General features: G+C 74.9%; 8 protein-coding genes. 4 read left to right on the top strand and 4 right to left on the bottom strand.

What is annotated here, in order from left to right; all coding sequences use genetic code 11:
- Positions 1-151: 151 nt before the first annotated feature.
- Both ACWCYO_RS33485 and ACWCYO_RS33480 read right to left on the bottom strand, forming a co-directional pair.
- Positions 152-850, bottom strand: a complete 699-nt coding sequence (locus tag ACWCYO_RS33485) for a class I SAM-dependent methyltransferase (protein ID WP_449786318.1) — start codon at positions 848-850, stop codon at positions 152-154.
- 83 nt (positions 851-933) lie between these two features.
- A complete protein-coding gene (locus ACWCYO_RS33480; RefSeq protein WP_449786316.1) occupies positions 934-1,503 on the bottom strand; it encodes a PadR family transcriptional regulator in 570 nt (189 codons plus the stop codon).
- A 112-nt stretch (positions 1,504-1,615) separates the two neighbouring features.
- Between ACWCYO_RS33480 and ACWCYO_RS33475 the strand changes: the two genes are divergently transcribed.
- Positions 1,616-2,383 (top strand): alpha/beta fold hydrolase, encoded by a 768-nt coding sequence (locus ACWCYO_RS33475; RefSeq protein WP_270141846.1) that lies wholly within the window; start codon positions 1,616-1,618, stop codon positions 2,381-2,383.
- A 133-nt stretch (positions 2,384-2,516) separates the two neighbouring features.
- Here ACWCYO_RS33475 and ACWCYO_RS33470 read toward each other — a convergent pair whose 3' ends face one another.
- Positions 2,517-3,293 carry a LamB/YcsF family protein gene (locus ACWCYO_RS33470; RefSeq protein ID WP_270141844.1) on the bottom strand — a complete coding sequence of 259 codons (777 nt, stop codon included), beginning with the start codon at positions 3,291-3,293 and terminating at the stop codon, positions 2,517-2,519.
- Between the two features lie 142 nt (positions 3,294-3,435).
- Complete coding sequence (locus ACWCYO_RS33465; RefSeq protein WP_270141842.1) at positions 3,436-3,960, bottom strand: hypothetical protein; 525 nt, start codon at positions 3,958-3,960, stop codon at positions 3,436-3,438.
- A gap of 314 nt (positions 3,961-4,274) precedes the next feature.
- Here ACWCYO_RS33465 and ACWCYO_RS33460 point away from each other — a divergent pair, with 314 nt between their 5' ends.
- From ACWCYO_RS33460 to ACWCYO_RS33450, 3 genes are all read left to right on the top strand, one after another.
- On the top strand, positions 4,275-5,810 hold the full coding sequence (locus ACWCYO_RS33460; RefSeq protein ID WP_449786317.1) for a hypothetical protein: 1,536 nt from the start codon (positions 4,275-4,277) through the stop codon (positions 5,808-5,810).
- A gap of 76 nt (positions 5,811-5,886) precedes the next feature.
- Positions 5,887-6,762, top strand: coding sequence for a hypothetical protein (locus ACWCYO_RS33455; protein ID WP_270141840.1), 876 nt, complete (start codon positions 5,887-5,889; stop codon positions 6,760-6,762).
- 42 nt (positions 6,763-6,804) lie between these two features.
- On the top strand, positions 6,805-11,370 hold the full coding sequence (locus ACWCYO_RS33450; protein ID WP_449786315.1) for a hypothetical protein: 4,566 nt from the start codon (positions 6,805-6,807) through the stop codon (positions 11,368-11,370).
- Positions 11,371-11,387 lie beyond the last annotated feature (17 nt).

Here is an 11,387-nt window from a genome sequence, read left to right as displayed (position 1 = left end):
GTCGTTGGCACAACGACAACGGAGGAGACAGAGACCATGGAAACGAGCGCGGACCTCGGTGGGGCCTTCAGCACGGTCACTGCTTTCGGGCGCCGCTGGTGGAACGCCGTTCTACTTGATCGAACCCGCGTCCGGGCCCGGCCGTGCAGGACTAGCCAGCGGGACGGGCCCGGACCCAGGTGCGGTCCTCCGTCAGGTACGTCTCGACCCGCAGACCGGCGTCCGCCAGGGCCTGTTCGAAGACCTCCGTGCTGAGCGGGCGGGACAGGAAGGTCTGGGTCCAGGTGCCGTCCGGGAACACGTACTCCGCGTGGACGGAGTTCACCCCCGCCCCGACCGGTGTCGCGGAGAGGATCCGGGCCACCCCGTCCGTCCCGGCGATCCGGCTCTCCCGCGGCACGTTCCGATGCCAGTCCTCGCCCTCGCGCTGCACCAGTACGCAGCCGTCCTCGGCGACGTGACGGCGACAGGTCTCCAGCAGGCCCTGGCGGACGGCCGGATCGCCGGCGTGCACCAGGAAGGAGGCGAGCATGACGACGTCGAAGCGCTCGCCGAGGTCCAGCCGCTCGATCGGGCTGCGCACCGTGCGGACGCCCGCGCGCACCCGGGCCAGCATCTCGGCGGACTCGTCCACGGCCGTGACGGCGAAGCCGCGTTCGACCAGCGGGTGGGTCATCCGGCCGACGCCGCAGCCGAGTTCGAGGATCCGGGCGCCCGGCGGCACCGCGGCCTCGATCACGTCCGGTGCGTCGCCCACCGGGAGGCGGGTCCACACCTCGACCGCGCAGCCGTCCGGGGTGATCGCGCCCGCCCCGGTGCCGTCGTAACCCTCGCGTCGCTCGTTGCTCATGTGCGTGTCGTTGCCCATGGTTGCCATCGGAACACGGGTGGGGTGAGGAGGGAAGGGTGGTTCGGCGTCTTTCGGACAGTCCGTCAGTTCCCGGAACCTTCCGTCCGGTTGATCTCTCCGTGCGGCCGGCTGCCCTCGAGCTCGACCAGGGTGGCGCGCAGCCAGGAGAGTTCGGCCTCGGTGGTGGCGCGGGCGGTCAGCAGCAGGCCGCGCCGGAACGGGTCGGTGAACTCCTCGGCGGCGCGCGGGCGGTCGCCCTCGTAGAAGAAGCTGGCCGGCTCGGACAGGAAGGCGAGGCGGCGGCGGAGCACGGCGGCCTGGGCGGCCGGGTCGTCGAGGTGGCGCAGGAAGGAGACCAGGGTGGTCCAGCGGTTCCCGTCGCTGATGTCGAGCGGCTCGGGCTCGCGCAGCCGGTCGAGCAGTGCGGTGCGGCCGGCCCCGGTCAGGTGCAGGGTGTGCCGGGGTGCGGCGGCGCTGCCGGGCTCGGTCTCGCGGACCAGCAGGCCGTCGGCCTCCAGGCGCTTGATCGCGGGGTAGAGCGAGCCGTCGCTGATCGGGCGGATGTGGCCGGTGAGCGCGGCGAGGTGGCGGCGCAGCTCGTAGCCGTGCAGCGGCCGGTCGTAGAGGAATCCGAGGATCGCGAGCTTCAGCATGGGGCCACTCTCCCAGATCCGTTGTCTCGGTGCGTGGGTATATCGATAGCGGTATACCTCGAACTCGATATATGGTCTCGGCAGTTCCCGACCGACACAGGAGTGTGTGCGCATGCGCGAGGCCCCCGTCACCCCGAACGGCGACCGGATCCGCTGGGTCGAGCTGCCCGGCGCCGAGCCCGCCCGGCTCTATCTGCACGGGCTCGGCGCCAGCTCGCCCGTCTACTTCGCGGCCGCCGCCGCGCACCCGCTGCTCGCCGGGCGCCGCTCGCTGCTGCTCGACCTGCTCGGCTTCGGCATCAGCGACCGGCCCACCGACTTGGGCTACACCCTGGAGCAGCACGCCGACACGATCGCGGCAGCGGTCCGGGCGGCCGGGTTGGACCGGGTCGAGGTGGTGGGTCACAGCATGGGCGGCGCGATCGCCATCGTCCTGGCGCACCGGCACCCCGGGCTGGTCTCCCGACTGCTCCTGGTGGACTCCAACCTCGACCCGATCGAGCCCGGTCGGCAGCGGAGCGGCAGCAGCGGGATCGCCGGCTACACCGAGGAGGAGTTCCTGGCCGGCGGACGGGCCGAAGTCGCCGAGCGGGTCGGGCCGTTCTGGTGGTCCACCATGCGGCTCGCCGGGCCCGAAGGGCTGTACCGCAGCGCCGTGCACCTGGCCCGGGGGAGCGAGCCGATCATGCGCGAACTGCTGCTCGGACTCGACCTCCCGCGCACCTTCCTCCACCCGGAGTCCAACGCACCGGCGGGCGCCGACGGGCTGCGCGCGGCGGGGGTGCGGGTGGTGGAGGTGCCGGAGTGCGGGCACAACATCATGCTCGACAACCCGGACGGCTTCGCGGCGGCGGCCGCGGAGGCGCTCAGCGCGGGCTGAGCCGGAACCGGGGCCCCGGCCCGGACGGCGCCCAGCCCACCCCGCCCGCACCGGCAGGGTCACCGGCCGTCAGGTGAACGCCCAGGCCCGAACCCAGGCCGTCAGGTGAACGCCCTGGCCCGAACCCCGGTCGTCAGCTGAACGCCTCGACCCGGACCCCGCCCGAGGCGAGGGCGCCGCGGATCCGCCAGGCGAGCTGGGCGGCGCCGGGGGTGTCGCCGTGGACGCACAGCGAGCGGGCCTCGACGGCGATCCGGTCGCCGCCGACGGCCTCCACCGTGCCGTCCCGGGCGATGCCGACGGCGCGGGTGATCACCGACTCGGGGTCGTGCACCACCGCGTCCGGTTCGCGGCGCGGGACGAGGGTGCCGGCCCAGGTGTAGGCGCGGTCGGCGAAGGCCTCGGTCACCACCGGCAGCCCGACCCCCTCGGCGACCGAGAGCAGCCGGGAGCCGGGCAGTCCGAGGACGGGCAGCGGCCCGTCGCAGACCGCGCCGGCCCGCAGTACGCCGGCGACCACGGCCTCGGCCTGCTCGGAGTCGGCGACCACCCGGTTGTAGAGGGCGCCGTGCGGTTTGACGTAGGAGACCCGGGAGCCGGCGGCGCGGGCGAAGACCTGGAGGGCACCGATCTGGTAGGCGATCTCGTCGGCCAGTTCCTCCGGTGGGACGTCCATCGCGCGGCGCCCGAAGCCGGCCAGGTCGCGGTAGGAGACCTGGGCGCCGATCCGGACGCCGCGTTCGGCGGCCAGTGCGCAGACCCGGCGCATCGTCGACGGGTCCCCGGCGTGGTAGCCGCAGGCGATGTTGGCACTGGTCACCACGGACAGCAGTGCCTCGTCGTCGGTCAGGCTCCAGCGCCCGAACCCCTCGCCGAGGTCCGCATTGAGATCGATCACCGCATCGGCCACGCCCGTCCGCCTCCCAGCAGCTGTTGAGCCAGATGGTAGGGCCTGGGGGTGAAGCCCGGTGACCGTGACCCGGAGCCTCGGAGGGAGCACCGGCGCGCGGCCTCCACGCACGCGCCCCGGGGCGTGTACGTGGAGCGCCGACTCAGTTCGCGGCTAGGCGCTCCTGGAAGGAACGTTCCAGCGGACGCAGCGCCCGCAGCACGATCAGCAGCGGAATTGCGCCGAAGACGCCGAACGACATGTCGATGAATCTCCACGCCAGCGGGATCCCCCGCAGCGGTCCGCAGATCAGCGCCAGCGGGATCACCGCGCCGCAGGCGAGCACCGCCCAGCGGATCACCCAGATGTTGCGGACCGGGTCCTTGAGCGGCCCCCAGAAGGCGGCGGCGATCACCAGGTGGGCGAAGGCCAGCCAGTCGGTGCCGTACGCCAGGAACGGGTAGCGGTCGTCGGTCTCGGCGATGCCGGTTTGGACCCGCTCGAACCAGGCCGTGGCGGCCGGGAAGTGGTCGGTCAGCGGAGCGGCCGGGCCGGTGGCGAGGTCGACCAGCCAGCGGGTCTCGGTCTCCAGCGGGAAGGCGGTCAGCCCGCTCAGCACCAGGCAGACCAGGAAGAACCGGAGCCACCGCCGGACCCGCCGCAGGATGACCGCGGGGTCGCCGTCCATCTCGCACACCTCCAAGTCGCGCGTGCCTCGCCCGGGCGCGCCGAAGAGCAGGCGGAGCCTTGTCCCACCTGCGCGGAACGACTCTAGACCGATCTTTTGAACATGTTCAACTCCCATTGGAGAGCCCTGCGGACGCGTCGCGCCGGTTCCACCCGCCGTGGTGGACCGGGATGTCCACCGGTGCGGGCACGGCGCCCGCCGCCGCGTTCCGAATCCGTCCCCGACGGGCCGCCAGGCCGGCCGCCCAGCCCGCCCGCAAGGTCCGTTTCGGTCGATGTCGGTGCGAACCTCTAATCTTGTCCACCGTGACCGCCATCGCTGACCCGCCCACCGAGCCCGGCCTCCGGCCGGCCGCCGGCGCCACCGTGCCCGCCGCACGGCCCGCGCCCGGCCCCGCCGCCGACGAAGGCCTGGCCCGCCGGCTCAAGGCGCTGGCCTGCACCGCCCCGCTGCACGACCTGGACAACCGCAAGGTCAACCTGGCCGGCGAGTACGGCGGCTACGCGATGGCCGAGGTCGGCCTCGCCGCGATCGACCTGGTCACCCTGCACATGGACTTCGACACCGGCGCCGACCGCGACATAGTGCTCGCCCGGATGCTGCCCCGGGTCGCCGCCCAGACCCCGCACCGGCCCGCCCCCGAGCACGAGCGGGTCGCCCGCTGGGTGCTGGAGTCGCTGATCAACGTCGGCAGCGTGGACCGCGGCTTCCGCGCCGTCTACGGCACCTTCGGCGCGGACGGCGAGTACGTCCGCCGCGACTACGACTTCAAGCTGATCGAAGAGGTCCCCGGCCCCGACGGCGGCATCTACCTGCGCACCACCGACGAGGCGGTCAACGTCCTGGTCGGCGCGCTCGACACCGACGTCACCTCGGCCCAGATCGCCGCCGAGGTCAAGCTGGAGGTGCTGATCCGCCGCGGCCGCCTGGCCGACGCCCAGCTGGCCGCCGAGCAGGCCCGGTACCGCACCGTCCAGTACGCCGAGACGCTGCGCCGCGCGCTCGACGCCACCCGCCGCAACGTCCGCGCGGTCGACTGGATGAAGGCGGTCCCGGACCTCATCGACGAGGCACTGGACCACATCGCCGACCGCTACCGGCACGAGAACGCGATTCTCACCAACATCCGCAAGGCCCGCGACGAGGCCGAGGACCCTGAGCACAAGCGCCGCGCCGCCGAACTGGTCGACATCGTCAAGGACTGCATCCGCCGCCACACCCAGCTGCAGACCCGCCTGCTGGAGGCCGGCCCGCTGTTCCGCGCCGAGCAGGACCGGCAGGCCTTCGCCACCCCCGGCGCCCGCAGCGGCATCGACCTCTACGGGCAGCTGCTCGCCCCGGTGCTGCGACTGCCGATAGAGCAGGCCGTCCGCCCCACCGGCGCCTTCTTCGCCCGCGGCGCCGGCCTGCGCACGCCCGTCTCGGTCCGGGTCACCGACCTGGTCGACCTGCTGCTCACCCCGCCGGTCGAGCGCGAGCACCTCGGCGCCGAACTGCCCGACCCGGACCTGGTCGCCACCCCGGACGACAGCCGCTTCTCCGAGGCCCAGCTCGAAGCCGCCCTGGAACTGCTCGACCTGCCCCCGGACGCCCCCCGTCGGCTCTCCGGCCTGCTCGCCGACGCCCGCCGGCAGGACCCCGAACTCCCGTACCTGGTCGCCCTGCTGGCCGTGCACGCGGCCAGCCCGCCGGTCGGCACCGCCTACCGCCAGGGCGAGGAGCGGCTGCTGTTCGCCGTGGACGACGGCACCCCGCTGCGCGACCGGGAGTTCGGCGGCGCCGACCTCATCGTCGGCAGCGCCCTGCTCGACGCGGTCGGCATGGCCGCCGACCGCAAGGACGCCGGCTGACCCGCCGGGCAGTGACTTCACCACCACCCACGTTGACGAACCGTAACCACCGCGCCATCCCCGAGGAGCACCGCCCGTGACGACCCACCACGACACGTCCTGGGCGGCCGAGACCGAACCCGCGGCCCCCGCGCCGATCACCCCGGCCGACGTCGCCGACGCCGCCCGGCTGGTCTCCTTCGGCCTCCAGGCCAAGCTGCTCCCGGCCCGCGACGCCGAGTACGCCGAACTCGTCCGCCGCCACCGCGAGGACCCGCCGTTCGCCCGCCTCGCCGACGCCATCGCCACCGGCATGGGCCTGGTCGTCCTCGAGGTCTCGCCGCGCGCCGGCATGGCCGTCGCCGCCGCCGAGGACTCGCTGTTCGCGGTCCGGATGGGCGACTACTCGCGCCGCGCCGCCTCCGAGTCCACCGACCGCTTCCTGCACGGCCTGGCCCACCTCGCCGTCGCCGCGATGGCCTTCCCCCGCCCCGAGGACCTCGCCGACGACGGCTACCTCGGCCGGATCACCGTCAACGGCGTCGACTCCTTCGTCCGCCAGGCCTGCCGCCGCCTCGAGGAGCAGGCCGACGCCGACGGCGCCAACACCGACCCGGCCTCCGACGCCCCCGGCCTGGAGGCCGCCTGGCGGGTCTGGGCCCGGCGCACCGCCACCGGCGCCACCAAGGACGCCCGCCGGCTCTCCGGCTCCACCATCGGCATCGTCGCCAAGGCCGTCATGTTCCTGGTCGACTCCGGCTTCCTGCAGAAGGTCTCGGACGACTCCGGCGGCACCTACCGCACCACCGCCCGCTACCAGCTCCAGGTCCGCGACCTGGCCGGCAGCGCCGCGATGGCCGAACTGCTCGACCTCGGCATCGTCCCGGTCTCCGACGGCACCGCCAGCCTGCTGCCGCCGGACACCGGCGACGAGCTGGTCGCCGACGCCGGCCTGCCGTTCCACTCGCTCTGATCGCTCTGACAACCCCATAAGACGCACGGAGAACCGCCGCACATGTACGAGCTCAACCGGGTCCGCCTCTACTCGATCGGACCGGCCGGCGCCCGCTACGCCGACACGGTGCTCGACCTGCGCGGCGTCGGCGAGCCCGTCGCCGACCCGGCTCCGCAGCAGATCGGCCTGTTCGGCGAGGACACCGACGGGCCGGTCCGCCGCCCCGCCCCGGCCGGCGTGCTCTTCCTGGAGAACGGCGGCGGCAAGTCCGTCCTGCTCAAGCTGATCTTCTCGGTGATGCTCCCCGGCCACCGCAACACCCTCGGCGGCGCCAGCGCCGGCGTGCTGCGCAAGTTCCTGCTCTCCGACGACTGCGGCCACGTCGCCCTGGAGTGGCAGCACACCGTCACCGGCGAGCTGATCGTGGTCGGCAAGGTCAGCGAGTGGCGCGGCCGCCAGGTCTCCTCCGACCCGCGCAAGTTCGCCGAGACCTGGTACTCCTTCCGCCCCGGCCCCGGCCTCACCCTCGACTCGCTGCCGGTCGCCGAACGGGTCAGCCTGGCCGGCGACCAGAAGGCCCGCGGCCGCCGCCGCACCATGAAGGGCTTCCGCGACGCCCTCACCGAGGCCGGCAAGGCCCACCCCCACCTCGACCTGGTCTTCGAGGACGGCCACGACCGCTGGACCGAACACCTCGGCGAACTCGGCCTCGACCCCGAACTCTTCCGCTACCAGCGCGAGATGAACGCCGACGAGGGCGAGGCGGCCGGCCTCTTCGCGGTCAAGCAGGACAAGGACTTCACCGACCTGCTGCTGCGCGCCGTCACCGACACCCGGGACACCGACGGCCTGGCCGACCTCGTGCACGGCTTCGCCGCCAAGCTCGGCCTGCGCGCCGAACTCACCGCCGAACGCGATTTCACCGCAGGCTCGCTCGACCTGCTGGAACGCATCGTCGACGCCACCACCGCCCGCGAGGCCGTCCGCGAGGCCCACCGCACCGCCGAGCGCCGCGCCCGCCGCCTCGCCCACGCCCTCACCTCCCGCGCCGCCGCCGAACGCGACCGCGCCGAGGACCTCGCCATCGAGGTCGCCGCCGCCGCGAGCGCCGTCACCGCCGCTGAGTCCGACCGCACCCGGCACAGCCTGATCGCCGACGAACTCACCCACCGGCACGCCACCCTGAGCCTGGCCGCGGCCACCACCGAGGCCGCCGCGCTGCGCCGCGAACTCATCGACGCCCGCACCCTGCACTCCGCCTGGCAGGCCGCCGAGGCCGTGCTGCGTCAGCGCGCCGCCGCCGACCGGGTCGCCCGGGTGGCCGCCGCCATCCGCGAGGCCGAGCTGGACGCCGCCCCCGCGCTCGCCGCCCGCGCCCGCGCCGCCACCGCGCTCGCCCGCGCCCTGGAAGCCGCCGCCGCGGCCGCCGAAGCCCGCGCCGACACCGAGGAGCAGCGCGCGAGCGAGCTCCAGGAGGACGGCGGCAAGGCCCAGTCCGCCGCCACCGAGGCCGCCACCGCCGCCCAGAAGGCCCGCAGCGAGGCCGAGCACCTGCGCCAGCGCCTCGCCGAGGTCGAGCAGGAGACCGAAGCCGCCGTCGAGGCCGGTTTCATCGACGCCGACGGCGACGTGGACCCGGCCCGGGCCGCCCTGCACGCCGCCGACGTCGAGAAGGCCGCCGCCGCGGCCCTCGCCCAGGCCCGCACCGCCGCCGAGGCCTCCGCCGCCCGGCTGCGCGAGGCCGCCGCCGCCACCTCCCGCGCCGAACTCGCCGCCGAACGGGCCGGCGACGCCCGCAAGGCCGCCGCCCAGTCGCTGGCCGCCGAGCAGCGCACCGCCGCCCTGCTCGCCACCGAGCAGCGCCTGGCCGACCTGCTCTCCCTGACTCCTTACCAAGAGGACGCCGAGGAGGACGCCGGCTTCCTCACCCCCGCCGTGCTCGACCGCAACGCCGAGTACCTGCGCGAACTCCTCGACGAGGCCATCGCCACCGCCGAACGCACCCTGTTCGACCTGCGGACGGCCGCCGCCGACGACTCCCGCATCCTCGCCGCGCTCGGCGACGGCGGCCTGCTGCCGCCCGGCCCCGACGTGCTGGCCACCGTCGAGTACCTCGCCGAGCACGGCATCCCCGCCCTGCCCGGCTGGCGCTACCTCGCCCAGTCCGTCGACCCGACCGACCACGAGGCGATCCTCGCCGCCCGGCCCGAACTGGTCGACGGCGTGGTCGTCACCGACCCGTCCTCGCTGGAGCGTGCCCGCGAGGCCCTGCAGGCCGCCGCCCTGCTGCCGCGCTCCACCGTGGCCGTCGGCGCCGCCGCCTCGCTGATCGCCCCGATCACCGACGAGCCCGCCTTCTTCCTGGTGCCGCCGAACCCGGCCATGCACGACGAGTCCGCCGCCGACGGCGAGCGCCGCGAACTGCGCGCCCGCGCCGCCGCCCGCGAGGAGCACATCCGCGAACTCGCCGGCCGCCTCGGCGCCGACCGCGCCCTCGCCGCCCGCCTCGCCTCCTGGCACGCCAGCTGCCCGCCCGGCACCCTCGCCGAACTCGCCGCCGCCGCCGAGGCCGCCCGCGAGCACGCCGAGCAGGCCGCCGCCGCCCTGGCCACCCTGCGCGCCGACCACGACGAGGCCGAGACCGACCACGCGGCCGCCGCCTCCGCCCACGAGGAGCACCGGGAGGCGGCCCAGCGCGCCCGCCGCCGCGCCGACGCCCTCTCCGGCCTCGCCTTCCGGCTTCGCGAGCGCGCCAACTGGGCCCGCCGCCAGCGCGAACTCGCCGAGGACGCCGCCGAGTGCGACCGCCGCCAGGCCGTCTGCGCCGAACGCGCCCGCACCTGCGACGAGGACCGCCGCGCCGCCCAGCGCGCCGCCGACGACGCCCGCCGCACGGTGCGCGCCCTGCGCGCCGAACGCGCCGAGATCCCCGCCGCCGAACAGGCCGACGAGCCCGCCGAGCAGACCGCCCCCGCCGCGCTGCCCGCGCTGCGCGAGGCCTACCGGGCCGCCTCCCAGCTGTACGAGAAGGTCGGCGTCGGCGCCGACCTGCGCGCCGAACAGGCCCGCGCCGAGGGCGACGAGGCCGCCGCCGCGGCGGAACTCGACCGCCTCACCAACAAGGTCCGCACCCGCGCCGAGGAACTCCTCGGCAGCCCCGACGGCGCCGACGGCCCGGCCCGCCAGGCCGCCGCCGCCCGCGCCGAGGAACTGGTCGCCACCATCGAGGCCCGCTCCGCCACCGCCAGCGAGCAGCTCGGCCGCCTGCGCGGCGAGGCCGAGCGCTCGGCCCCCGCCGACGGCGAGGCGCACACCGAGCTGCCCGAGGAGCTCGTCCCCACCGACCCCGAGCACGCCCAGACCCTGCTGCGCACCGCCACCAGCCGGCTCGCCGAGTGCCGGGAGGCCGTGGACGCCGCCCGCACCGCGCACGCCGACCTCCAGCGCACCTTCGACACCGCCCAGTCCGCCGCCGCCGACTTCGACGAGCTGGCCGGCCAGCTGCGCGACGGCCTGCGCGAGCAGCAGGAGGACGACGGCCAGCCGGTCGAGCCCTACCTCGGCTCGCTGCCCGAGGCCCGCAACGCCTCCACCGACGCCCGCCGCGGCCTGCGGACGGCCGCCGGTGAGCTGTCCTCGGCCGAACTCGCCGTCCGGGACGCCTCCGACGCGCTGGTCCGGCACGCCAACGCCGCCCGCTACGAGGCCGTCCGCACCCCTGCCCGCCAGCAGATCCGCGAACTGCCCGCCTCCGCGCTGCCCGAGCACGCCGCCGCCTGGGCCGCTGCCTTCGCGCCCCGGCTGCGAGTGCTCACCGACGAACTCGCCCAGCTGGAGAAGAACCGCGGCTCGATCGTCGACCGGCTGCGCGGCCTGGTCGAGTCCTCGCTCACCACCCTGCGCGCCGCCCAGCGGCTGTCCCGGCTGCCCGAGGGCCTGGGGGAGTGGTCCGGCCAGGAGTTCCTGCGGATCCGCTTCGAGGACCCGGACCACGCCACCCTGGTCGAGCGCCTCGGCGAGGTCATCGACGAGGCCACCCGTGCCGCCGTCAAGAAGAACAGCGACCTGCGCCGCGACGGCATGTCGCTGCTGCTGCGCGGCGTCGCCGCCGCGATCGGCCCCAAGGGCGTCAGCGTCGAGATCCTCAAGCCGGACGCGGTGCTGCGCGCCGAACGGGTCGGCGTCGGCCAGATGTCCGACGTCTTCTCCGGCGGCCAGCTGCTCACCGCCGCCATCGCGCTCTACTGCACGATGGCCGCGCTGCGCGCGAACGACCGCGGCCAGTCCCAACTGCGGCACGCCGGCACGCTGTTCCTCGACAACCCGATCGGCCGCGCCAACGCCACCTACCTGCTGGAGCTCCAGCGCGCGGTGGCGGACGCGCTCGGCGTCCAACTCATCTACACCACCGGCCTGTTCGACACCACCGCGCTCGCCGAGTTCCCGCTGGTGATCCGGCTGCGCAACGACGCCGACCTGCGGGCCGGCCTCAAGTACATCTCGGTGGAGGAGCACCTGCGCCCGGGCCTGCCCGCCCCGCAGGACCCGGACGGCCCGACCATCCACGGCGAGATCACCGCCACCCGGATGTTCAAGCGCCCCGCGGAGGTTCCCGCCCAGCCGTGAAGTCGTTAGCGTGATCA

The organism is Kitasatospora sp. NPDC001683 (assembly GCF_053596495.1).
The sequence above is the reverse complement of the archived record's forward strand: the minus strand, read 5'-3'. Positions and strand labels throughout refer to the sequence as shown.